19 protein-coding genes and 1 pseudogene are annotated in these 23,833 nt (G+C 58.1%); all 20 read right to left on the bottom strand.

Translation table 11 applies throughout. The annotated features are described in order from the left end of the window. Positions 1 to 13: 13 nt before the first annotated feature. The 20 genes and pseudogenes from fliE to KW846_RS06180 all read right to left on the bottom strand — a co-directional run bounded on the left by fliE (position 14) and on the right by KW846_RS06180 (position 23,788). Positions 14 to 340: a flagellar hook-basal body complex protein FliE gene (gene fliE / locus KW846_RS06085; RefSeq protein WP_007975335.1), complete on the bottom strand. Its 327-nt coding sequence runs from the start codon at positions 338 to 340 to the stop codon at positions 14 to 16. 246 nt (positions 341 to 586) lie between these two features. Further along, complete coding sequence (locus KW846_RS06090) at positions 587 to 1,972, bottom strand: sigma-54 dependent transcriptional regulator (protein WP_218481618.1); 1,386 nt, start codon at positions 1,970 to 1,972, stop codon at positions 587 to 589. Positions 1,973 to 1,977: 5 nt separating this feature from the next. Then, a complete protein-coding gene (locus KW846_RS06095; protein ID WP_218481679.1) occupies positions 1,978 to 3,183 on the bottom strand; it encodes an ATP-binding protein in 1,206 nt (401 codons plus the stop codon). A gap of 128 nt (positions 3,184 to 3,311) precedes the next feature. Beyond that, complete coding sequence (locus KW846_RS06100) at positions 3,312 to 4,787, bottom strand: sigma-54 dependent transcriptional regulator (protein WP_007975331.1); 1,476 nt, start codon at positions 4,785 to 4,787, stop codon at positions 3,312 to 3,314. Between the two features lie 172 nt (positions 4,788 to 4,959). After that, positions 4,960 to 5,256 (bottom strand): hypothetical protein, encoded by a 297-nt coding sequence (locus tag KW846_RS06105; protein WP_015096255.1) that lies wholly within the window; start codon positions 5,254 to 5,256, stop codon positions 4,960 to 4,962. A 10-nt stretch (positions 5,257 to 5,266) separates the two neighbouring features. Continuing rightward, positions 5,267 to 5,662, bottom strand: coding sequence for a flagellar export chaperone FliS (gene fliS, locus KW846_RS06110; RefSeq protein ID WP_218481619.1), 396 nt, complete (start codon positions 5,660 to 5,662; stop codon positions 5,267 to 5,269). Positions 5,663 to 5,791: 129 nt separating this feature from the next. Continuing rightward, entirely contained in the window at positions 5,792 to 7,234 is a 1,443-nt protein-coding gene (gene fliD / locus KW846_RS06115) for a flagellar filament capping protein FliD (RefSeq protein ID WP_218481620.1), read from the bottom strand. Positions 7,235 to 7,316: 82 nt separating this feature from the next. After that, positions 7,317 to 7,685 (bottom strand): flagellar protein FlaG, encoded by a 369-nt coding sequence (locus KW846_RS06120; RefSeq protein WP_218481621.1) that lies wholly within the window; start codon positions 7,683 to 7,685, stop codon positions 7,317 to 7,319. Positions 7,686 to 7,758: 73 nt separating this feature from the next. After that, positions 7,759 to 8,610, bottom strand: coding sequence for a flagellin domain-containing protein (locus KW846_RS06125; protein WP_218481622.1), 852 nt, complete (start codon positions 8,608 to 8,610; stop codon positions 7,759 to 7,761). A gap of 463 nt (positions 8,611 to 9,073) precedes the next feature. Beyond that, positions 9,074 to 10,003 (bottom strand): ketoacyl-ACP synthase III, encoded by a 930-nt coding sequence (locus KW846_RS06130; RefSeq protein WP_218481623.1) that lies wholly within the window; start codon positions 10,001 to 10,003, stop codon positions 9,074 to 9,076. Between the two features lie 231 nt (positions 10,004 to 10,234). Next, positions 10,235 to 10,552: pseudogene (locus tag KW846_RS06135) on the bottom strand (SAF domain-containing protein); the annotation flags it as partial. A gap of 119 nt (positions 10,553 to 10,671) precedes the next feature. Then, on the bottom strand, positions 10,672 to 13,587 hold the full coding sequence (locus KW846_RS06140; RefSeq protein ID WP_218481625.1) for a TIGR00180 family glycosyltransferase: 2,916 nt from the start codon (positions 13,585 to 13,587) through the stop codon (positions 10,672 to 10,674). Positions 13,588 to 13,641: 54 nt separating this feature from the next. Continuing rightward, entirely contained in the window at positions 13,642 to 14,379 is a 738-nt protein-coding gene (locus KW846_RS06145) for a cephalosporin hydroxylase family protein (RefSeq protein ID WP_218481626.1), read from the bottom strand. Between the two features lie 16 nt (positions 14,380 to 14,395). Next, complete coding sequence (locus KW846_RS06150) at positions 14,396 to 15,466, bottom strand: class I SAM-dependent methyltransferase (RefSeq protein ID WP_218481627.1); 1,071 nt, start codon at positions 15,464 to 15,466, stop codon at positions 14,396 to 14,398. Next, positions 15,456 to 16,313, bottom strand: a complete 858-nt coding sequence (locus tag KW846_RS06155) for an NAD(P)-dependent oxidoreductase (RefSeq protein ID WP_218481628.1) — start codon at positions 16,311 to 16,313, stop codon at positions 15,456 to 15,458. The genes KW846_RS06150 and KW846_RS06155 overlap by 11 nt, the downstream gene beginning before the upstream one ends. Then, complete coding sequence (locus KW846_RS06160) at positions 16,310 to 17,536, bottom strand: class I SAM-dependent methyltransferase (RefSeq protein WP_218481629.1); 1,227 nt, start codon at positions 17,534 to 17,536, stop codon at positions 16,310 to 16,312. Before KW846_RS06160 ends, KW846_RS06155 begins: the two co-directional genes overlap by 4 nt. Continuing rightward, positions 17,533 to 18,093, bottom strand: coding sequence for a dTDP-4-dehydrorhamnose 3,5-epimerase (locus tag KW846_RS06165; protein WP_218481630.1), 561 nt, complete (start codon positions 18,091 to 18,093; stop codon positions 17,533 to 17,535). The genes KW846_RS06160 and KW846_RS06165 overlap by 4 nt, the downstream gene beginning before the upstream one ends. Continuing rightward, positions 18,090 to 19,172, bottom strand: a complete 1,083-nt coding sequence (gene rfbG, locus KW846_RS06170; RefSeq protein ID WP_218481631.1) for a CDP-glucose 4,6-dehydratase — start codon at positions 19,170 to 19,172, stop codon at positions 18,090 to 18,092. The genes KW846_RS06165 and rfbG overlap by 4 nt, the downstream gene beginning before the upstream one ends. Continuing rightward, positions 19,154 to 19,927, bottom strand: coding sequence for a glucose-1-phosphate cytidylyltransferase (gene rfbF, locus KW846_RS06175; protein WP_218481632.1), 774 nt, complete (start codon positions 19,925 to 19,927; stop codon positions 19,154 to 19,156). The genes rfbG and rfbF overlap by 19 nt, the downstream gene beginning before the upstream one ends. Positions 19,928 to 20,200: 273 nt before the next feature. Next, positions 20,201 to 23,788 (bottom strand): glycosyltransferase, encoded by a 3,588-nt coding sequence (locus tag KW846_RS06180; protein WP_218481633.1) that lies wholly within the window; start codon positions 23,786 to 23,788, stop codon positions 20,201 to 20,203. Positions 23,789 to 23,833: the final 45 nt, after the last annotated feature.

Below are 23,833 nucleotides of genomic sequence, written 5' to 3' on the forward strand. Positions count from 1 at the left end.
TCAATCTCGTCCTTTAAACCGGCATCTGCATGATGTCTTGGTAGGCCTGAACCAGCTTGTTGCGCACCTGGGTCAACGCCTGGAATGACACACTGGCCTTCTGCGAGGAAATCATCACGTCTGTCAGGTCGACGCCGCTTTTGCCGATTTCGAAGGCGCTGGCCAACTGAGTGGAAGCCTGTTGGGTGTCGTTCACTTTATTGACGGCCTGGCCGAGCATGTCGGAAAAGCTGCTGCCCGACACTTCAGGGACGGCAGTCGCTTTCGGCGCAGACATGGCATCCATTTGCATGGCGCGCATATCCAGCATCAACCGATTGAATTCAATACCTTGGCTCATGGTCTCTCTCTTTGACGACCCGCAATTTTTTGACACTCACTCGGCGGGTTATGAGGTGTTAGCAACAAGGGTGCCAGCTCCGTGGCCACGCTGAACAAAACGCCTTCATCAGCTCGCAATCTTCTGTAGGAACGAGCTCGCTCGCGATGGCCCCAAGAACGACGTGTTTATCCTGAAACCCCGCGTTATCGTTAACGACCATCGCGAGCAGGCTCGCTCCTACAGGGCTCAGGCGCAGGCTAGCGGTCAGGTGGCGAACAGATAGGCTTCCACATCCATGCCGGCATCGCGCATCTGCGCCAGCTTGTAGCGCAGGGTTCGCGGGCTGATCCCCAGGCGCTCGGCCGCCTCTTTGCGCCGACCGCGCTCGGCGCGCAGGGTATCGATGATCATCTGGAACTCACGGCGACGCAGGTCATCCCCCAGCGCACCGGCCGACTCGGACTCGGCCTCCATAGACCGCAGCGGCGCCGCAACCGACACAGGCAACGGAGCGCAGGCCACCGGCCCGGCCAGACAGAAGTCCTGCGGCTGGATCAGACCGCCCTGTTGCAGAATCAGCGCGCGCTGAATCGCGTTATCCAGTTCACGCACGTTACCTGGCCACGGATAACCGATCAGGCACGCCTGAGCCTCGGGCGACAATCTGGCAGCCGAATGCTTCATTTTATTGACGTGCTTGGCCAACAGACGCTCGGCCAACGGCAGAATGTCAGCGGTGCGCTCGCGCAGCGGACGCCAGGCCAGCGGAAACACCGACAGGCGATAGTAGAGATCTTCGCGAAAGCGCCCCGCCGCCACTTCACCCGCCAGGTCGCGGTTGGTGGTTGCGACCACGCGAATATCCAGCGCGATCGGTTTACGCGCCCCCACCCTCTCGACCTCGCGCTCCTGCAGCACGCGCAGCAATTTGGCCTGGAGTCCCAGGGGCATCTCGGAAATTTCGTCGAGCAGCAGGGTGCCGCCGTCGGCCTGCTCGAACTTGCCGGCTTGCGCGGCAATGGCGCCGGTAAAGGAACCCTTCTCGTGACCGAACAACGTCGCTTCGAGCATGTTGTCCGGGATCGCGGCGCAGTTGATCGCAATGAACGGCTGACTGGCCCGATGAGAATGCTGATGGATGTAACGCGCCAGCACCTCCTTGCCCGTGCCCGATTCACCCGAGATCAACACCGTGGAATCACTGCGCGCAACCCGCGCCGCCAGCTCGAGCAACTGCGCGCTCGCAGGCTCGAACGCTACCGGCCCCTCACCTTCGGCCAGGCCAAGACTGCCCAGTGCATGGCGCGCTACCAGATCGAGCAACGCCTTGGGTTCGAATGGCTTGACCAGGTAGTCCGCCGCCCCTTGGCGCATTGCATCGACCGCACGCTCGACCGCACCGTGAGCCGTCATCAGCAACACCGGCAACTGTGGCTGTCGCGCCCGCAGCATGCCCAGCAACTGGTGGCCATCCATGCCTGGCATGTTAACGTCGCTGATCACCAGGCTGAAGGCCTCGCCACCGACAACCGCCAGTGCCTCTTGCGCCGAACCCACCGCCTTGTAATCATGCCCCGCGAGCAACAGCGTATCAGCCAGCGCCTCGCGCAACGCACGGTCGTCCTCGACCAACAGAACCTTGATGCCCATCTCTGTCACTCCACTCCCTGAGCGTTGCTGAACAGCGGCAGGATCACCTGCGCGCAAGTGCCGCGACCAAGCCGCGAACGCAGCTGCAATTCTCCCTGATGCGCACGGGCCACCGCCTTGACCACGGTCAGGCCAAGACCTGTTCCGGTGGTTTTGGTGGTAAAAAAAGGTTCGCCCATTCGCGCCAGAACCGCGGCATCGATACCCGAGCCACTGTCACTGACACACAGGCGCAGGGTGTCGCCGCGGCTGTAGAGGTGAACCTTCAGGCGCAATTGACCGGCTCCGGCCTGAATGGCGTTCTCGATCAGGTTGAGGATCGCGCCGACCAGGGTGTCGCGATTGCACAGCAACTCCCCCGAGTGACTGTCGCACTGCCAGCGGATCGGCAGATCCTGCACGTGGGTCAGTGCGGCCGCCTGCAGCGATTGCATCAGTTGGCCAGGGGTTACGCGGTCAGTCAGCGGCAACTCACCCCGAGCAAACACCAGCATGTCGCGCACCTGGTGCTCGAGCTCGTGCAGGCGCTCCTTGAGACGCCCGGCAAAACGCTGCTGGGTAGCGACCGGCAGCGCTTGCTCGGTCAAATGACTGGCGTACAGCAACGCGGCGGACAACGGCGTGCGTATCTGATGAGCCAAGGAAGCGACCATGCGCCCCAGCGACGACAGGCGCTCATGACGAGCCAATTGATCCTGCAGATGGCGGGTTTCCGTGAGGTCATTGAGCAACACCAACTGGCCAGGCTCGGCGTCCAGCGAGCGCGTGGCGATCGACAGACGCCGCCCATCCTTGAGGGAGACCTCATGACCATCGTCTTCACGCGGCGCAAAACAGCGGGCAATGACGTGGCGCCACAATTCACCTTCCAGCGGCAGGCCCAACAACTCGCACGCCGCCGGATTGGCTTCGCGCACGATGCCCTGGGCGTCGATGACGATGACACCGCCAGGCAATAGATCAAGGAGATTTTGCAGGCGGTTGGCCAGGCGTTCTTTTTCCGCCAGTTCCTGCATGCGCTGGGCGCTGACCACCGCCAGTTCACCCTTGAGCTCGGTGACCCGGGCTTCAAGCATGCTGTAGGAATCGGTCAACTGACTGGACATCTGGTTGAACAGCGCGAAGGCCTGTTCAAGGCCCAGACGGCTCGCCTGCTCTACGGACGACGGCTGCCGCGAAGCATCCCCAAAAGCATCTGAGGCAGGAGATATCTGGGCGGATAGGGGCATGGTGCTCTCTCGCTTGGCTGACCGTCAGTGAAACGGAACGTTGCGAGGGACAAAGCAATACCCATGCCTAAAAAAAACTTCTTATAAATGAATGAGTTGAAAAACAGGCGTCAATCCTCCGCCTGTTCATCTCCATCACGACGGCTCATGCCGTACTTGCGCATTTTTTCCACCAGTGTGGTACGACGAATACGCAGGCGCTCAGCCGCGCGCGCCACGATGCCGTTGGCATCATCCAGCGCCTGCTGAATCAACCCTTGCTCCAGGCCACCGAGGTAGTCCTTCAGGTCCAGGCCCTCCGGCGGCAACATGGCGTTGGCCGTGAAGTCCTGCGTATGACCGTTGATGGCCACGCGCTCTTCCAGATCGGTGCGCAGGCTGTCGACCATTTGCTCGTCTTCATCGTCGACGTAGCGGAATTTCTTCGGCAGCTCGACCACGCCGATCACGCCGTATGGATGCATGATCGCCATGCGCTCCACCAGGTTGGCCAGTTCGCGGACGTTGCCCGGCCAGCCATGCCGGCACAGCGACATGATCGCCGCCGAGTTGAAACGGATCGAACCGCGCTTCTCGTGCTCCATGCGCGAGATCAGCTCGTTCATCAGCAGCGGAATGTCCTCGACGCGCTCTCGCAGCGGCGCCATCTCGATCGGGAACACATTCAGGCGGTAGTACAGGTCTTCGCGGAAAGTGCCGATCTCGATCATGCTTTCGAGATTCTTGTGGGTCGCGGCAATGATGCGCACGTCGACGCTCTGGGTCTTGTTGCTACCCACGCGCTCGAAGGTGCGCTCCTGCAATACGCGCAGAAGCTTGACCTGCATCGGCAGCGGCATGTCGCCGATTTCATCGAGGAACAAGGTGCCGCCATTGGCCAGCTCGAATCGACCGGCACGGCTGGTGATTGCCCCGGTGAAGGCGCCCTTCTCATGACCGAACAATTCGCTTTCCAGCAACTCGGCCGGGATCGCCCCGCAGTTGACCGGCACGAACGGCGCTTCGCGGCGCTTGGAATGGTAATGCAAGTTGCGCGCAACCACTTCCTTGCCGGTGCCGGACTCGCCGAGGATCAGCACGCTGGCATCGGTATCGGCAACTTGCTGCATCATCTGGCGGACGTGCTGGATCGCCCGACTGGTGCCGACAAGACTGCGGAAAAGGTTGGGTTCGCGATGACGACCGCGCTCGCGGGCCTGGTCGTACATCTCGCGATAGACCTGGGCACGGTGCAGCGAATCGAGCAGCTTGCTGTAGCTGGGCGGCATTTCGAGGGTCGAAAGCACCCGGCGACGCTGGTCTTCCGGCAGGTCAATGGAAGAATTATCGCCCATTAACAAAACCGGAAGGAACTCATCCCAGGTCGAGAGTGTCTTTAGCAAGCCCAGAAGTGCCCCAGGAGCATTGACCGTCCCGATCAGGACACAGATTACTTCACGACTTGACGACAAAGAGCCGACAGCCTGCTGCCAGTCATGGCTACCGCAGGGTAAATTTTCTTCACCGAGAAAATTTAAAATCACCGCCAGGTCGCGGCGGCGGACGCTATCGTCATCAATCAGCAGAATTTTGGTTTCACGCCACATGCAATAGCAACTTCCCTAGTCAACTCAATGCCCAAAATGCTGGGGCAAGCTAAACGCTTGCAGGCCTGATATGCCTGAAGACGACTGAATTCTGGAACCAGCCACTAGTTAAGTCAAAAAACCGTGCACAGTCAAATTTATGGCGCACATATCTGGATTAACTTGGGGTTAATTAACCAAACAGATGGTAAACCTTTGCCGCGTTCCGCGCTTGCTGGATCTGAGACATTTCGTCGACTATCGCCTGTCTTTCCCCCATCGCCACCTCAAGCAGCTGCTTGTAGACATACAGCAGCTCCTCAAGATTGCTGCGCAGAACCTCCTCGTCCAGCGAAGCCTCGCTCAAGACGTCTTCCATGCAGGAACGGCAATCGAGGTCCAATTGACCGATAGCTTCCCAGTCGCGCTCGGCCAGGGCACCGACCAGCGCTTCACGAGTTTGTTCTATTCGCTGCAATACAAGACTCATGGCGATCTCCTTAGAACTGCGGACCTGGCTCAGCAATACCGTCCCAGCCTTCTTTCACCGTTCGAAGCAAGCCAGCGACCTCATCGAGGATCTTCGGATCGCTCTTGATGTTTGCCTCGACCAAGCGCTTCATCATGTAGATGTAAAGGCGGTCGAGCTCGCCCACGGCATCTGCGCTGCTTTCAAGATCCAGACCTTCGCGCAAGCCACCGATGATTCCAATGGCCTTGCTGATCGACACGCACTTGCCAGGAATGTCCTTGCGCTCCAGGGCGCCTTTGGCCTGAGCAATACGGTCCAGCCCACCTTCCATCAGCATTTGCACCAAGCGGTGCGGACTCGCTTCGGAGGTCTGGGCGTGCGCACCCACTTTCTGATATTGCCGAAGGGCTAACATTGGATTCATGTTCTACCTCATTGCCACAAAGACTCGTATACCCAGTGTATCGTCAGCGAGTCAAAAAACTTTAGATCAGAAGACAAAAACCCGGCGCACGCCAAAAAACGTAGCCGGGTTTTTGTCATTCATTCATGACTAGTTATTGGACTTCTGCGCGTTCAATGTCGCGAAGAAGCCGGTAATGTTGCTGGCCGTAGCCTTCATTTGCCCCACCAGCAAGTCCATCGCGTTGTACTTGGCGGTCAACGTTGCGGTCAGGTTGGTGACACGCAGATCCAGCGCCGCTTGCTGCGTCGAAATATTCTTGGCTACAGATTGCAGGTTGGTATTGCGCTGATCGAGCAAGCCACCTGTCTTGACATACGGATCCACCGCATTACTCATACGAGTCAGCAGACCGTTACTTGCGTCGGTACCAGTGAACAACTGCTGTACCTGACCACTCATGCCGTTGGTTGCCATGGCGTTGGTGAAGGCAGTCGTGTCGAACGCCAGGTCACCCGTAAGTCCATTCGTCATCACCCCCAACTGCGACAGCACCGACAATTGCCCGCCCGCGCCCGGAGCAGTCAGCACGCCACGCATGTCTGAAATCAGCGATCGCGGCAACGAGTCGCCGGTGAATGCGGCGGAAACAGTCAGGTTACCATCTGCATCCGCTGTCGCCTTTGACAGGGAGTCGATGGTTTTTTTCAGGGTGTTATAGGCATCAACGAACGACTTGATCGATGTCTGCAAACCTGTGGTGTTCGTCCCGACGGTGACGACAGTGGCAGTCTGGCTCCCGACTGCCCCAGGACTCACGGATGTCAGGTTGAGTGTCAAGCCGCTGATCGCACCGGAAACCGTATTGCTTTTACTGGTGACCGACAAACCGTCGATGGACAGAGTTGCATCCAGGGCGACGCCGTTCACAGCACCCGAATCAGTACGAGATGGATTGGTCCCCATCGGCAAAGTACCGTCGATTTTCAGCTCGGGGATACCGTCGACCTTCAAGTCGGAACCCGAGCCAGTCTTGTTCGAGCTGATAACCAGGCGCGAGTAACCGTCACTGTCGGTCACGATGTTGGCCGAAATACCATTGCTCGCTTGCGCGGAGTTGATGGCATCCCGAGTAGTCTGCAAGGTTGCATTCGCTGGAATTACCACATTGTAAGGCGTGCCATTCTGAGTGATTGTCAGAGTACCAGCCGAAATGGCACTGGCAGCACCGTCTTTAAAAGCTGCACTGGCTACTTTCGAGCTTGTGGCCAGGTTTTGCACAATAACGCTGTAGGAACCCGAGACCGCAGTGTTATCGGAGGCAGCAGACAGAATCGAGGTATTGCTCGAAGTCGCTGTATAGCCTGAAAACGCAGGACTCGTTGTGCTGTTAAGATTTTTTAGAGAGGCTTGGAATGCCGCCAGAGCGCTTTTCAAGGAACCGACACCGGAGATTTTCAGCGTGTTGGCTTTAGTCTGGGTATCAATTTGCGTCTGTTTGGCCGACTTGTCGGAGTTAACCAGCGCGGTCACGATCGCACCGATGTCTAGACCGGATCCTAGTCCCGACCCTGGTAAAATTGGACTTGCCATGTGCCTCTCCCTCTTTGTGTGTCGCCGGTCATTTGACTACTAGACACAATCAATGATCATGCAAACACGTTTCATGCCAGTGTCAGGCTTTGGTATCGAACAAAACGCTGCGGGCGTTGTGCAGGCTTTCAGCCAACTTCAAAGCTTCCGCGGACGGAATCTGCCGAACCACTTCACCAGACTCGCTGGCAATCACCTTGACGACGACCTGACCAGATGTTTCGTCGATGGAAAACTCAAGATTACGCTTGACCGACTGAACGAACTTTTCGATTTCCTGAACAGCCACTTTCAATTTGTCCGAACTGTCCGAACTGTCCGAATCCGAACTACTACTTCCAGCGACAGCCTGGATGGCGTCGGCGCGAGGTTTGTCAGCCGGTTTATCGGTCACACTGGCTGCCGGTTTCGCGGCCGGATAAGACAAATTCAGCTTTACGCTCATGTCCATGACCATCACCTCTTAGAAAGTAAAAAGCGAGAGAGCACGCAAGCGCACTCCCCCGCCAAAACCCGCTCCGATATTACTGAAGCAGTTTCAGTACAGCGGATGGCAGCTGGTTAGCCTGGGCCAGAACAGCGGTGGAAGCCTGTTGCAGAGTTTGCTGCTTGGTCAGGTTCGCAGTTTCTGCAGCGAAGTCGGTATCTTGTACGCGACCCTGTGCAGCAGTGGTGTTTTCGTTGATGTTTTGCAGGTTGGAGATGGTGCTGGTCAGACGGTTTTGCGAAGCACCCAGGTCAGCACGGGTGGAGTTGATGGTCGCAATTGCCGCGTCGATTGCGGTGATTGCGTTGTCGATGTTGACAGCTGCGCCGCTTGTAGTTGCGCCGGTCAGAGCAACAGCACCGCTGTTTACAGACAGGCTGGTGGCGTCGAACTTGCCAGTCAGGGTCAAGTCGATGTGGTTAGCCGAACCAGTGTTTGCACCCACTTGCAGAGTCACAACACCAGCCGAACCGTCCAGCAGGTTTTTGCCGTTCAGGTTGGTGGAAGCAGCGATACGGGTCAATTCGTCAGACATCTGAGCGAATTCGGAGTTGGTAGCGGTCTGGTCATTAGTACCGTTGGTGCCGTTACGTGCTTTAACAGCCAGTTCACGCATACGCTGCAGAATGTCGGTCGAAGCTTGCAGCGCGCCTTCAGCGGTCTGAGCTACGGAGATACCGTCGTTGGCGTTCTGAATGGCCTGGGTACCACCACGGATCTGCGATGTCATGCGAGTTGCGATCTGCAGGCCAGCGGCGTCGTCTTTGGCGCTGTTGATTTTCAGGCCGGAAGACAGACGCTGCATCGAAGTCGACAGTGCGTCAGAAGCACGGTTCAGGTTTTTCTGAACGTTCAGCGACGTGGTGTTGGTGTTTACTGTTAAAGCCATGACGAATTCCTCGTTGGTTGGGTACTGCGGCTTCCGGCCCTGGCAACCGCCGGGTATGGCCTAGAGAACCTTCGTAATAGTTATCGTCGGGTTGGCAGGTTGCTTGAGGGCTTTTTTAAAAAAAATTGCCATCACCCTGCCACCCCCGAGAAAACAAAGGCTTAGCGCCCCTCAACCACTAAAAAATGACGTCATAAAACCGTTCACGGCGCAAACCCGCAGGCCAGTGCGTTCGATCGATGTTAAACCGCAACGCTTTCCAGCAGCGGATGTGTATAAACAACCGCTCAAGCCTGGGCAGCCCCAGAAGGATCAACGGCAGCCCCCCCAAGCCCCGTGCCATAGACATGCAGTTGGCGGGCGTCGAGCGACAGGCTGGCTTGCATTCATCCAAAGCAAAAAAAAGCGCTCAAGGCCAAGCCTTGAACGCTTTGTTTGTACCGGCCTTTTTATGAAAAGAACTTCATTCAGGTCGATAGATAATTGCCGAGCCCCAGGACAGTCCAACGCCGAAACCACTGAGCGCAACGCGCCTCCAGTTGGAGTCCAGCATGTGTTTTTCTAGTAATAATGGAATGCTCGACGACACGGTGTTACCGGTTTCGACCATATCCTTGATGAACTTCTCCGGGCACTCCTCAAAGCGCCGCGCCACTGCATCGACAATCGCCGCACTGCCTTGGTGAATGCAGAATGCATCGATATCGTCAGCCTTCAGGTCCGACTCTCCCAGCAACTCATGCAAATGCGCCGGCACTTTGAGCAGAGCGAAGTTGAACACCTGGCGACCGTTCATGAAGAACACACCGTCGGTGACTTTCAGGTGAGGAGCGCCGGAACCATCGGTGCCGAATTTGGCCTTGCCCAGTGCCCAGGTCGGATCTTCACCCAACCACGTGGCAGTGGCGGCATCGCCAAACAGCATCGTGGTATTGCGATCTTCCGGATCGACGATCTTCGAATACGGGTCGGCCGTGATCAACAGGCCATTTTTCAGTCCGGCAGCCTCCATGAAACCCTTGATTGCGTAGATACCGTAAACGTAGCCGGAACAGCCCAGAGAAATATCGAACGCTGCGACATTGGTCGACAGGCCGAGCTTGTCCTGCACGATGGCCGCCGTGTGTGGAAGTCCTTCCTCATCACCGTTCTGGGTGACGACGATCAGCGCATCGATGGATTCACGTTTCAGATCAGGGTTGCCGGCAAACAGCGCATTGGCCGCCTCAACGCACAGATCGGAAGTTTCCTGTTCGATGCCTTTGCGTGGCAGAAACGCCGAACCGATCTTGCCCAGGATGAATTCTTCATCCTTTTCGAATTTTGCACCTTGTGCGTAATTGTCCACGCCGGCTACAGGAACGTAGCTCGCAATGCTTTTTATGCCAATCATTACGGCTTCCCAATAATAAACAGCCCAATACCACCACCCGCAAGGAATCGAGGGGCGCCGACAAACCAAGATTGTCTATCGCCTAGAGGGCGACAGCGGGAAGCGTAAAGGGCTATCACCGGACCTGATAAAGACCCAGGCGCCGTCTTCCCGGTTAATACAATACAGTGAAGATGCGCGTTCTGACTCTCAGGTCACGCTATTTTGCCGATTCACCCCGGTTATGGGTTATCAGGCCAACGACCAATCCATCGGCGTTCCACGCTTGATAGCCTGACGGGCGCGTCGTCCCAGAAGGCTTGAAGCATGTTTGGGGGACAACCCAAGTCCCGGACGAATGGCACGTAGATTGGTGCTTTTAAAGGGCTCGCCGGCGACTCTATCCTCGGCGACACACAACGAACGGCGGTATACCAAGGCGTTGCGCTCGACATCGGCCACCCCGTAATTCACCTGCCCCTGGGCCTGCCAGGCGCGCTCGGTCTTGATAACCAGACTCGCCATTTCCTCCGTTTCCAGTGAGAAACCGGCGTCCACGCCACCCGCCGCGGCTGGTATTGCTCCAGCAAGCGGCGGATGAAATAACGCCAGAACGACCCCGTGCCGCCTGAAATAAAAATCGATGGGGCGTTGAACCTGCCTTGGACCTTTATACCCGTGAGCCAGGTTTAAACGAGCAGTTGTGCCCAGTTAATCGACGTACCTTCACCCAGGGCAAAACCTTTGCCAGTCAATGCCAGGTTGGCGTTGTAGGCCGGGTCCTGAGCGAAGTGGGAGGACCATTTTTCACGCAATGCAGCAAGGGCTTGTGGCGCCTGTGCAACCTTGCCCGAGTGGAACACACGAACCAGCGGCGTCCAGACAGTGAGGTAACCGGCCTGACCAGCCTTGAGACACAGGTCAACGTCGCTGAAACCGTCGGCGAAGCTCTCACTGTCCAGGCCACCCAAGACATCGAACAGCTCTTTGCGCACCATCAGGCAGGCCTTCGATACGGCAGAGTAATTCTGCTCAAGCGCCAACCGATGCAGGTAGCCCTCGGCGTCATGTTGCTCACCGACAAACGCCGAACCGACACCACCGTTGAGCCCCAGAATCAACCCGGCCTGGGAGATCTTGCCGTTACGATCGATCAATTTGGCACCAACGACACCCACCTCCGGACGCTGTGCGTGGTTGAGCAAGGTCTCGATCCAGTTCGAATTGACGATCTCACCCTCAACGTCCAGCAGCACCAAGTACTTGCCCTGTGCCTGCTGGCTGGCGGTGTTGTACAGCGCCACTTCGCTCATCGGACGATCAGCCCGCAGGATATGCACTTTCGGACGCTGATAGGCACCGAGCCAGTCATTGACCTCGGCCGACTGATTTGAATTGACCGCGATCAACACTTCGTACTGGAGGTAGCGGGTACGCAGCAGCAGCCCTTCCAGGCAGCGTTGCAGTGCAGGCAAATCGTCACCCGCCGCCAGAATGATCGACACCAGCGGGCGCTCTGTGTGGCGATAATCCACTTGATACGTGCCCGGCAACGCCGAGGTGATTTTAGCCTTGTAACCGCGATTGCCCAGATGGCGCAGCAGTGCCTGACGCTCGTCGGCGTTCTCTTCCAGCACTGGCGCCTGGGTGATCAGCAACGGTTCGTCGAGATGAGCCAGGCCGCCAAGGCCACCCTGCTCGATAACGCGCAGCAGCAAGTCGAATTCCAGAGCGTTGCTGAAATCGGCCTGGTAGCCACCCGCCTCGATCAAGACCTCACGACGAATCAGCCAATGACGCGCCATCAGCGCTGGCAGGCTTTGCAGCAGATCCAGATTGAACCCGGGACGGAACACGTCCACCAGTGCACCATCGTCCTTGCGCTGGATTTCATCGGTGGCGACCGCGCGAACGTCAGCGGCAGACATCAGTTCCAGACTGGCACGCAACAGGCCGCCGGCAGTGAACTCGTCGCCCGCTTGCGCCAGCAGCAGCCAGTCGCATGGCGACTGTTCGGCGCTCAGGTTCAGCTTGTCGACGTAGTTGTTTTGGGTGACACGGACAAAGTGCAGGGTGTTTTGTGCCGTGGTGGCCACCGGTGGTTCGCCCGTGGTGAAGACCACCACCTTGAATGCTTTGCTGTGCCCCTCAAGCAGGCTATCGAGCGTGACTTGCACCTTGTTGATGTCGTTGTCCAGGTCCAGCAAGAAAACGCCGAACTGCGGGCCGCCGTCGTTTGCTGCCAGATGCTGGGCAATCGACTCGATTAACAGGGCATCGGGCTGACGGGAGGCCAGCCACTTGAGCAGCAGACCAGACCGCATTTTGTCAAACGTCGAGTGGTGATCGTCGAGCGAGTCCTGCTCAAGCCGTGCAATCCACTCGCGCATGACTTGGGCTTCTTCGTCTTCGCCAAGCAGCTCCAGTTGAGCCGCCAAACGGTTACTTACTGTGCGGTTGAAAGCATTGATATCGTGGGCCAGCAACAAACGTTCAATCACACTTTCTGCAGTGTCGTTGTTACGCGGAGCCAGCAGGTAGGCCTGTCGCGCCCACACCCCTTCAAGTTCCTGCAACTGCATACGGCCTGCTGGCTGGTTGTGCAGCAAAAACTCAAACTGGGTCAAGAGATCGAAAAATGCCTGGTTATAGAAAGGCATTTCCACGTACTGCAACGGCCCGAAACGACGCTCAGGAACCTTGAGGGTGTTGTTCCAGGCAGATTGGAAAATCAATTCCACCGTCAATGACCGGCCGCTGCGCAAGGCGTCGGTCATGACGTCGAAACTTTCCAGGGCAAATGCCTTGGTCTGCTGCGGATCGAGGTCGTTGATACCGGTCGGCAACGAGGCCAGAAAGCCGGCGAAGGCTTCACGTTCAGCCACCGACTTGGCATCGGTGTAAGTCAGCGAGTGAAACACCTCGGTGCTGTGCTCGGAGCCCCCATAGTTTAATTCGCGTACCACATAAGCCGTCGGTAGAACCCGCGCCTTGGCGCTTGCCAACAGGAAGTAAGTGTGGCCGATTTCCTGCCATTCAAAGCTGGTTCCCGCCGGCAATGCCGAGTGCCAGGTTTTCATCAGGTCGGTACGCGTCACCGCATAAAACGGTGGCAAGTATTGATGCATGTAATCCTGCACTCGATCCTGAGCCCGCTCGGACGAATAGTCTTCGCAGACTTTCTTGTCCCGACGGTAATAACTGACACTTCCGGCAAGGGCCAGGTACATCAGGCAATAGCCGTGGCACATCCCGTAGTCCGGGTTCGCTTGCAGGAAACCAACCGACTCGAACAGTGCGTCGTGCAAGATGAAGTCATCATCAGCCGCCAGAACCATGTACGGGGTTGTCAGTTGTTCGACGCCGTAGGCCAGTTTGGCCTGCAGGCCTTGGTAGGCAAATTGCGGGACATGTTGATAGTCGACTGCAGAAAAGTCGCCTTCCGGACGCTCGGGGGTAGAGTCCAGCACCATGACTTTGCAAGGCAAAGCGCTGTAGTGCTTCAACGCCCGACGCAAAAACGCCGGACGATTGTGGGTGATCAGCACCACCGTCAACAGCTCGTTGAGTGGCAACGTGTGTTCAGAACTGTAAATACCTTGCATAACCTCTCCCACAACCGGCGAACCGCAAAATTAACGCTTTGATGATGGTGCGACTTAACGAACCCGACGCAGGTAACCGTCCGGTGCAACCGTGATCAGCAGCTTGTTTTGCATCTGCTGGTCAATTTCGAAATCCTTGTTTTCTTCCAGGTATTTCCACACGGCGGTTTTCGGGTTATCGCCCGGCCCCCATGGACGGTCCGGGAAGAAATCGGCCGGCATGTCTTCAACCACCGTGTCCATCACCACGCAGTAGCTGTCCACCGACACCAGTGGCGCATAAAGGCGCAACTCTTCCAGTACGTGGTCGTGGGTGTGGTTGGAATCGAGTACCAGAATGACTTTCTTGCCTTCGGCGGCGGCGCGCACCTGGGCGGCGATGGCCGGGTCGATGCTCGAACCTTCGATCATTTTGATGCGTTTGCTCATCGGGTGGCTTTCGATGGCTTCGCGGTTGTGCGCACGGATGTCCAGGTCGATGCCCAGCACTTCGCCGTGCCCTTGCAGCTCCAGCAGGGAGGCGTAGTAGATGATCGAACCGCCGTGGGCGATACCGCACTCGATGACCAGGTCTGGCTTGACCTGCCAGATGATCTCTTGCATCGCCATCATGTCTTGCGGCAACTGGATGATCGGACGGCCCATCCACGAGAAGTGGTAGCTGTACTTGTGCTTGGCCGATTCGTTGAAGAAATCACGGGCCAGGCCTGTCAGTTTCTGGTCGTCGCCTTGAGCGGCGATCTGTTCCTGGCACTCGGCTTCGAAGGCTTTATTGATGCTGTTGTCGGTCATTGTAAAATCTCAATAGTCACTGGAACGAAGCGCTGTCGACGGCGTGATAAACGTAGCGTCCATCGGTCATCCGCTTGATTTCTTCGAGGTAATTGGAGTTCATCACAAACAGGTTGGCGCCTTCGGGCAAGGCATCCATCGCCTCTTGCGGCGACGACACCCGCACACCGCTCAGGGGCAAGTAACGACCCTGCTTGGCCGGGTTGATATCCACCACGCGGTCCACCGCCACTCCGGCCCGTTGCAAGAACAGCGAATAGATCACACCTTTGGATGACGCGCCCCAGATCGCCGAACCCTGCCCGGGTGCGGCCTGAATGATCTGCACCGCCCGCGTCAGGCTGTGGGTGAAGCCGTCGGGCAATGTCAGGCGTGGTACTGGTTGTTCCGGGGTCAGGCGCAACGTGGCCAGGTCGGCAACGATGTACAGGTACTGGCCACCGAACAGGTGACCGGCCTCGTGCACGGTGCCGAACATCCGGCGCAGGTCATCGAGACGGAAATAATTGACGTGCTCGTAGAACAGGTCGAACCAGGCGCGGTGCTCCAGGATCCAGTCAAAGCAGGGCACTTCGATGTAGATCTGTCCGCCCTGATTGGCCTCGGCCATCTCAGCCAGAAAGCTCACCGGGTCCTGGATGTGCTCCAACACATGGCGCAGCACGATGGCGTCCGCCGCCAGGCCAAGGCCACGGGTGAATGGAGCCTTGATCACGTCGGCGTTGTCGCCTTCGTAGGCCGGATCGATGCCGGTGATGGCATAGCCCAGGCCCTTGAGCAACTCCAGGAAATAGCCTTTGCCGCAGCCGACTTCGATCAGTTCCCGACCTCTGAAATGGCGGGCAATGATGCCTTCGACATCGCTCAGGTGTTTCTGGAACTGGCCCGAGTGCGCCTGTTCGTTCTGATAGTCGGCGTCGTAGCTGAGCTTGTCGGCGTCGAAGGCTTGATTGAAGATCAACCCGCTCTTCTCGTCCTGCACCAACACCATGTCGGCGCAGGCCGAGGCCCGGGCGGACTGCGCGTCGACAAAGGTACGGTTTTGCAACACCGGCAGGTCGGCGACCCGATACAACTCATGCTTCATGCTTTGCTCCCAGTAGCTGCTGCAAGCGCTCTGCCACACCCCAGAACGCCATCGGTTCGTGGGTCGGGTATGGGTAGTGCCCCAGGTTCAAACGAATCGATGCGCCGCGCTCATGCACTCGCTGTTCCACAAGTGCCCGGACCGAGATCGGCTGGCCGCTGGCACAGTTGATCACACCATTGAAGTCGCGCTGTTGCAGGATCGACGCTAGGTAACCAGTGGCTGTTTCGATGGCCAGGTAATCGCGTAACTGCTCACCGGCCGACATGTTGAAACTGGCATCCCCGGCATCGATGGCCCGGTCCAGTGCCGCCAACAGGCTGTTGGGGTTCTGCCCTTCGCCGTGCAGGTAAAACAGACGTGCCCATTGCAGGGTGAACGGCTGAATCCGTTGCAAGTTTTCCAGGAACAGGCGCAGGGTATTTTTCGCCAGGCCATAGGAATTGGCAGGCTTCGGTACGACGAGCTCATCGAGCGGCCCGCTCTGCATGCCATACTCAAAACAGGTGCCCGTCACCAGTATCTGCGCCACACCGGCTTCGACAGCGCCCTTGATGAACCGGTAATCGGCCATCAGGTTATGCTCGAAATGAAACAGCGCCTGATAGCTCGGCAACCCCGGCCACGCCAGATGCACCAGGGCATCGACGCCCTCGGTCAACGCCGCAATGTCCAGGCTGTCGGCGTGAACATCCGCGACAATGAACTCCACGGCATTGATCCACGGCATGCTCGAAGCCGTCTCGGCATTACGCGCCACGGCGCGAACGGTGCAGCCACGCTCAAGCAGCTCTGCAACCAGATGCCGGCCGACAAACCCGGTGGCCCCGGTGACCAGCACGTTCACAAAACGATCAACTCAGGCACGGCAATCACGAAACGTCCATCCCACTGCCGCACCTGGGCGAGTTGCTGGCTGACTTCGTGCAGCAGGTTCCACGGCAGGACCAACACATAGTCCGGTTTTTCAATATCGATTTGCGCCGGTGACACGATCGGTATGCGACTGCCCGGCAAAAACTTGCCCTGCTTGTGCGGGTTGGCATCGGCGACCCAGGCCAGCAGATCCGGTTTGACGCCGGCGTAGTTGAGCAAGGTGTTGCCCTTGGCCGCAGCGCCATAACCAACCACACGCTTGCCGTCGGCCTTGGCCTGCAACAAAAAGCGCAGCAGGCCATGCTTGATGCGCTCGGCAGCCGGGGCCAGGGTCGTGTAGTACTCAGGGGTTTTCACCCCGGTGGCGAGTTCGGCCTGCAACTGCTGTTGCACCGCCGGTTGCACCTCGCGACGCTCGCCCTCCATGCGCTGCACGAACACCCGCAGCGACCCGCCGTGGGTCGGTAACAGGGTGACGTCGAACACCTCAAGGCCGTTGCGCTCACACAGGGTTTGCACGGCGGTCAGCGACAGATAGGAATAGTGCTCGTGATACAGCGTGTCGAACTGCTGGCCGGCCATCAGCGTCAGCAGCTGTGGAAACTCGAAAGTTGCCACGCCGGTCGGCTTGAGCAGGCTCGCAAAACCAGCGAGAAAATCGTTGATATCCGGCACATGGGCCAGCACGTTGTTGGCGGCCATCAGGTCGGCGCCCCAGCCTTCACTGTTCAACTGCGCGGCGGTGTCGCGGCCGAAAAACAACTCGCGAATCTCCAGGCCTTTTTCCCGCGCCGCTTGCGCGGTGCTGCGGGTTGGCTCGACGCCCAGGCACGGGATGCCGCGCTTGGCCACATACTGCAACAGGTAGCCATCGTTGGCCGCCACTTCCACCACTCGGCTATCGGCGGTCAGGCCGAAGCGCTCGACCATCTCGGCCACATAACGCTCGGCATGGGCCAGCCAGGTACTGGAGAACGAACTGAAATAGGCGTACTCGGCATCGAACAGACTGTCGGCACGAGTGTAATCCTCGGTTTGCACCAGCCAGCACTGCTGGCATACGGCAACCTTCAACGGCACCCATTGCTCGGCTTGTTCCAGTTGATCGGCACGCACATAGGCGTTGGACGGTGGCGAGGTGCCCAGGTCGATCAGCGGCAGGGTCAGCGCAGTCGCGCAACCACGGCAGTTCATAGACGCACTCCGGCGAAATGTTCATCGAGCAAGGGATGGCTGGAGTCTCGTGCCGACAGATTATTGACAGACAGCGGCCAGGCGATTGCCAGCCGTGGATCGTGCACCGACAACCCGCCCTCATGCTCGGGGGTGTAATCGTGACTGTGCAGGTAAAGCAGTTCAGCATCGGCTGTCAGGGTCTGGAAGCCATGGGCGAACCCCGCCGAGATCAACAGGCTGCGACCGTCACCGGCCCGCAGATGCTCAGCGTGCCAGTGCAGGAAGGTTTCGGAGTCGGGACGCAGGTCCACCGCCACATCCCAGACTTCACCGCGCAGGCAGGTGATCAATTTGGCTTCCGGCGCGCTGGCATTCTGGTAATGCAGGCCACGCACGCTGCCGCGTTCGCGGGTGCAGGAGTGATTGATCTGGCGAATGTGAAACGTCTCGCCAAACGCACTCAGGCTGCCCTCGCAAAACAAGCGTGCAAAGTGACCGCGCTCATCCTCGAAGCGCTTGTGCTGCACGCTGAACAATCCACTCAGTGGCAGCGAATTCAACAGAAATTCACTCACAGCGCGCCTCGGTACAGGTTCAACTGGCCCAGCGTAAATGCGCGCATGTCATCGCCGTTCTGCCACGCCAGATGCCAATCCAGGGTCTGGGTCAGGCATTGTTGCAACGACCACCGTGGTTGCCAGCCCAGCAATTGCCGTGCGCGGCTGCTGTCCAGGCGCAACAGACCGGCCTCGTGCAACTCACTGGGTTCGATACGCAGCCCGCGCGATTGTGGCCAGCGACTGGCGAGTAGCTCGACCACTTCGCCAACGCTGCACATGTCCGCTTCACTGGGGCCAAAGTTCCAGGCGCCAGCGAATGTCGGACCCTGTTTGTACAAGCCGGTCGCCAATTGCAGATAACCGGCCAGTGGTTCCAGCGCGTGCTGCCACGGGCGAACAGCTTGTGGATAGCGCAAGGTCACCGGTTCGTCCGCCGACCAGGCCCTGAGCACATCAGGGATCAACCGCTCTGGAGCGAAGTCGCCACCGCCGAGCACGTTGCCAGCGCGGGCTGTGGCCAGGGCTAGACCATGCTCTGAATGTTTTTCCGCCGGGAAGAAAGACGCCGCATAAGACTGCGCCAGCAGCTCGCAGCAAGCCTTACTGCTGCTATAAGGATCGTGGCCACCTAACGGCTCGTTTTCACGGTATGGCCACAGCCACTCCTGATTGGCGTAGACCTTGTCGGTGGTCACCAGCACGCACGCGCGCACACCGCCGACCTGGCGGATCGCTTCGAGCAGGTTGAGGGTGCCCATGACGTTGCTGGAGTAAGTGCCCAACGGGTCGCGATAGCCTTCGCGCACCAGCGGCTGGGCCGCCAGGTGCAGGACAATTTCCGGCTGCGTTTCAGCGATCAGTTCCAGCAATGCGGCGAGGTCACGCAAGTCGCCGCGCTGGTCGTTGATGCCTTCGTGAACACGCGCCAATTCGAACAGACTCGGCTCGGTGGACGGATCAAGGGAAAACCCGCTGACCTCAGCTCCAAGACTTTGCAGCCACAACGTCAGCCAACTGCCCTTGAACCCGGTGTGGCCGGTGACCAGAACCCGCTTGCCACACCAGAATTGCGGACTCAGTCCCACTGCTTCCATGGGGCCTCCCCGCTCTGCCACAAGGACTCCAGGTGATTCTTGTCACGCAGGGTGTCCATCGGATGCCAGAAACCATCGTGCTGGAACGCGTGAAGTTGTTGCTCGCTGGCCAGTTTCGCCAAAGGTTCGGCTTCCCAAGAGGTGTGATCGTCTGCGATGTACGGCAGCACCTTGGGCGACAGAACAAAGAAGCCTCCGTTAATCCAGCCGCCATCGCCGCGAGGCTTCTCGGTGAAACCCAAAACCGTATCGCCACTGCGCTCCAGAGCACCGTAACGTCCTGGTGGCTGCACCGCGGTTACCGTGGCCAACTTGCCGTGGCTCAGGTGGAAATCAACCAGGGCACCGATGTTGAGATCCGAGACGCCATCACCGTAGGTAAAGCAAAATGCCTGTTCGCCTTCCAGATAGCGGGATGCCCGGCGCAGGCGGCCACCGGTCATGGTTTCTTCACCAGTGTCGATCAGCGTGACGCGCCATGGCTCGCTGTAGTTCTGGTGTACGTCCATGCGGTTGTTGCACATGTCGAAGGTGACGTCAGAGGTATGCAGGAAGTAGTTGGCAAAGAAGTCCTTGATGGCGTAGCCCTTGTAGCCTAGGCAAATCACAAAGTCGTGGATGCCGTGGGCGGAGTACTGCTTCATGATGTGCCAGAGAATTGGCTTGCCGCCGATCTCGATCATCGGCTTGGGCTTGAGGTGTGATTCCTCACTGATGCGCGTGCCCAGGCCACCCGCCAAAATAACTGCCTTCATCCCCTTCCCCTCTTGTTCGTCAGAGGTCCAAACCCAGCTATATCAAGCTTTTGTGGGCCATCTGGATAAAACGCTCAACGCCGCTGCGAGCCCTGTCGACCAGGCCGCCAATGCTCGTTTTATGGCGATATAAAGGGGACCTGCAGGAAACGCGCCAGCTCTTTGCGGCGCGCGATGGGTGCGATCCTAGTGATGCAGAGGCCATCGCGATAACACAAAAAAAAACAGGCGACTCAAGAGTCGCCTGTTTTTTAGGGATCACGCATAACGCTATCAGTCACTCAACCAGCCATCTTCCCAATACCGTAAGTTGTCGCCACGCAATACGTAGTCGCGCAACACAACCTCACGCAATTCATCGCCCATACGGTAGCTGGCATCCGGATCGGACAGGTGCATGCGAATCGCTTGCAGCCACTCATCGGTGGTGTTGGTCTTGATCCGGGTGCACGGTAAATAACCGCTATAGGCCTTGGTGTCGGAGCAGATCACCGGAAAACCGCAGGCGCCATACTCGAGCAAACGCAGGTTGCTCTTGCAGTCGTTGAAAATGTGAAATTCCAGCGGCGCCAATGCCAGGTCGAGGTTCAGACTGGCCAGCTTCGCCGGGTAGACATCCAGCCCGATCACACCGTGGAATTCATGCATATACGGACGCAAATCATCCGGGCACATGCCGAAGAACACCCAGTCGACTTCATTGGCCAATTCGCGAACCACATCGGCAATCACCGCCAGATCGCCGTGGTGACTGGTACCGCCACCCCAACCGACCCGCGGCTTTTTCGTGGTCCGACGCTGGCTGCGCATATCGCTCCACAGATGCTTGGCCAGCATGTTCGGGACGACACGAATATCGTTATGCATGCTCGATAGCGCGTCACCCAGTGACTCGGTAGACACCACGACCCGATCGCACATGCCGACCCCACGCCGGACCAGCTTCTCCATGTCCTCCTTGCCCGGCAGGTTGCGCTTGTGCGCATTGCGATGGGGAACATTGATAACATAGTCATCCAGCTCATAGATACGTCGCGCATGGGTATAGGTACGCAGAAGCGGAATTTCTTCGATAAGCCCTTCAGCGTATCGCCCCTGGATGATGACAACGTCAGGCGACTGGCGCTCGATCTCAATGATGGATGGCATGCGATAGTGAATTTTTCCCTGGACTCTACCGGCTGCTTCAAGCTCGATTAACGGCTGAGTCACGCGATAGTGTCCGACGGCGGTAGCATTAGCCGGCAAGGCAAGGATGTTGGGCAATTGCGCTGTAGAAAACGGGGTCCATCCATCAATCAGGCCAGGTTCAAGAATAAAACTGGCCTTGCCCAATCCGTTCAGTGACAAGTTGGCGCTGTACGCCGGGTCACGAGCGACGATCGGCAGCCAACGCTGATAGAACAATTCCTGTTCCTGACTACGCAAAGTCGCATCGGCTTCCTGCACGGGTTGAGCCCCTAACGCCAGTCGAGCATGCGGTGTCCAGACCACCAGGTAGTTGGCCTGTCCGACGCGCAAGCAAAGGTCCACCTCACTCAGGGACTGCGCCAAGCCCTGCTCATCCAGACCACCAACCAAATCAAAAACCGCTTTGCGCACCATCAGGCAATCACCGCCGACAGCGCTCAAATCGTGAGCGACCTGCAATCGGTTCATGTAGCCGGCCGCCTGCAAAGACTCGCCATAAAACGGCGACCCGGCGGGCCCATGCAGACCGAGAATCAGGCCCGCATGCGCCACTCGTCCATCCGGGTCGAACAGCTTGGCGCCGACCACCCCGACTTCCGGGCGTTGTGCATGATTGAGCAGTTCTGCCAACCAGTCATCCTGGGTGACCACCGTGTAAGGATTGAGCATCAGGACATATTCGCCCCGGGCGTGCCTGGCAGCGAAATTGCGTACCGCGGCATCATTGCCCTGCTGCGGATACGCAAGAACGCGGATCCGCTCGGAACCAAGTTGCGCCATACCTTCAAGCCAGAATCGGGCTTCGACGCTCTCGTTGCCGTTATCGACGAGAAGCAACTCGTATTCGCCGTAAGCGGTCTTTTCCAGCAAGCTTTCGACGCAGCGCTGCATGGCGACAGCCTGGTCTTTGCTGACAATGATGATCGACACCAGCGGTCGATTCTCATGCTGGTAATCGACTCGATTGAGCAGAGCAGAGCTGTCGCTGCGAATCTCATGGGCAATGCCCAAACGTTGCAGGTGCGCTTTGAGTAACAGCGGGTTGCCTTCCAGCACCGCAGGCAAGGACAACCACTTGCCGAAGTCGAATGCCGACTCCATCAACACTTCCGCAATGTGACCGACGGCTTGAACACCGTCGCTCTCGACCATGCGCCATAACACGTCGTGAGGCGCCAGCTCCCCGTGCGAGGAGTCCAAACCGCCGAGCGCCAGAAAACGTTGACGCTCAAATGCCAGTGCCCTGCCGACATAGGGATAACCACGCATCAAATCCAGGTTGAAGTCCGGCTTGAACACCGGTTCGGCGGACTCTCCCCGACGCAGTCCACCCTCATCACCATAGAGGCAAGTCATCGTTGGCGAAGCAACAATCCGTTCGGCCATCATGAGCAACGCGGGCGCCACCAGACGATCGCCGGCACGCAGCAAGTAGAACCAGTCAGCACCGGTCAACTGCGCGGACAACTGATTGATTTGCTGCTGCCAATCTGCCTGTAGCGGCAGGCGAAAAACCCGCTCATCCAACACTGCTTCTGTACAGGATGCCGACAAGACCAGCGTCAATTCCGGTGCATAGTCCTGGGAAGCGAGCGCGTTGAGTGTGAGCTCCAGCGCTGAACGACTATCCTGCTCGTCGATGATAATCGGCACGATTTTAGGTGTATGCGACCAGCCCGCCAGCGCCTCCGACAATAATTGCCGTTGACCTTCACTGATGGTCCGGCATGCCAACCACTGCGCATAGAGTTCTGCAAAGTTCTCGCTGAAAATACCCACCTGATGGATCTGTGTCGTCTGCCTGTTGCCCAGGGTCTGACTCAAAGCCAACTCTTCCCAGACCCGTGGCGACTCATCAACGCGGGTCAGCGGCAGATAACGAACCCATCCCGGTGCAGGCGCTTTCTCGCCGCTGCGAGCCTTGAGCATTTGAAACAGCCATTGACGCTCAACCTCAATAGCATCCCTCATCGGTTGCTGATTGCTCAGACGATCCGGATGCAAGCGCTCGACACTGAGTACTTGATTGGACATCGCCAGGTTGCCGCGTCGCAACAGGCACACGTACAACGCGAAATCGAGACTGGCGACAAAACAATGACCCTCTTGGGTCAACGCGGGCAAAAGCTCCAGCACGTCACTACGGCGGAACAGCGCATTACTGAAACCACCGAGAATATTGGCCGGAAACCGGTCGAATATCCCCAGCATGTCATCTCCATGGAACAGGCTGCTCATAGGGGACAGCGGCGTGTTTATCAGGCGCGATGGCAGCAGCGTGTCGTTGGCATCCCAAAGCATGCGTTGAGCCAGCGCCAGGCTCACATCCTCGTTATCGATCAGCAACTGAGCCTGGAATTCTATGCACGAGGCAAACAACTGATCATCGTCACACAGGAACTTGATGAACTCGCCCTGCGCCTCTTCCAGACACCGATGCAGGTTCCCCACCAACCCGAGCGTGCGCGGGTTGCGCACATAACGCACCGCTACCCCCGACTGTTCAACCTGTGCCGCGACAATGCTCTCAATTTCGTTGCCGCGACTGTCGTCACACACAATGATCTCGAGATTGGCGTACCCCTGACTCACGGCACAGTGCAGCGCACGTTCGAAAAAGCGTGAATTGAAGGCGGGAATGACCAGGCTGACAAGCGGGAGTGAATTCACGGTGGGCTCACAGGCGGTGCGAGCCCGCCCAGAAAAGCGAGCCCT

The organism is Pseudomonas sp. PDM32 (assembly GCF_019219225.1).
GTDB lineage: Bacteria > Pseudomonadota > Gammaproteobacteria > Pseudomonadales > Pseudomonadaceae > Aquipseudomonas > Aquipseudomonas laurylsulfatiphila.

What these genes read in the sequence shown, in the direction of transcription:
- fliE (WP_007975335.1), bottom strand. Translation starts at nt 340, where the DNA reads ATGAGCCAAGGTATTGAATTCAATCGGTTGATGCTGGATATGCGCGCC.
- KW846_RS06090 (WP_218481618.1), bottom strand. Translation starts at nt 1,972, where the DNA reads ATGGGCATCAAGGTTCTGTTGGTCGAGGACGACCGTGCGTTGCGCGAG.
- KW846_RS06100 (WP_007975331.1), bottom strand. Translation starts at nt 4,787, where the DNA reads ATGTGGCGTGAAACCAAAATTCTGCTGATTGATGACGATAGCGTCCGC.
- KW846_RS06105 (WP_015096255.1), bottom strand. Translation starts at nt 5,256, where the DNA reads ATGAGTCTTGTATTGCAGCGAATAGAACAAACTCGTGAAGCGCTGGTC.
- fliS (WP_218481619.1), bottom strand. Translation starts at nt 5,662, where the DNA reads ATGAATCCAATGTTAGCCCTTCGGCAATATCAGAAAGTGGGTGCGCAC.
- fliD (WP_218481620.1), bottom strand. Translation starts at nt 7,234, where the DNA reads ATGGCAAGTCCAATTTTACCAGGGTCGGGACTAGGATCCGGTCTAGAC.
- KW846_RS06120 (WP_218481621.1), bottom strand. Translation starts at nt 7,685, where the DNA reads ATGGACATGAGCGTAAAGCTGAATTTGTCTTATCCGGCCGCGAAACCG.
- KW846_RS06125 (WP_218481622.1), bottom strand. Translation starts at nt 8,610, where the DNA reads ATGGCTTTAACAGTAAACACCAACACCACGTCGCTGAACGTTCAGAAA.
- KW846_RS06130 (WP_218481623.1), bottom strand. Translation starts at nt 10,003, where the DNA reads ATGATTGGCATAAAAAGCATTGCGAGCTACGTTCCTGTAGCCGGCGTG.
- KW846_RS06140 (WP_218481625.1), bottom strand. Translation starts at nt 13,587, where the DNA reads ATGCAAGGTATTTACAGTTCTGAACACACGTTGCCACTCAACGAGCTG.
- KW846_RS06145 (WP_218481626.1), bottom strand. Translation starts at nt 14,379, where the DNA reads ATGACCGACAACAGCATCAATAAAGCCTTCGAAGCCGAGTGCCAGGAA.
- KW846_RS06150 (WP_218481627.1), bottom strand. Translation starts at nt 15,466, where the DNA reads ATGAAGCATGAGTTGTATCGGGTCGCCGACCTGCCGGTGTTGCAAAAC.
- KW846_RS06160 (WP_218481629.1), bottom strand. Translation starts at nt 17,536, where the DNA reads ATGAACTGCCGTGGTTGCGCGACTGCGCTGACCCTGCCGCTGATCGAC.
- rfbG (WP_218481631.1), bottom strand. Translation starts at nt 19,172, where the DNA reads ATGGAAGCAGTGGGACTGAGTCCGCAATTCTGGTGTGGCAAGCGGGTT.
- rfbF (WP_218481632.1), bottom strand. Translation starts at nt 19,927, where the DNA reads ATGAAGGCAGTTATTTTGGCGGGTGGCCTGGGCACGCGCATCAGTGAG.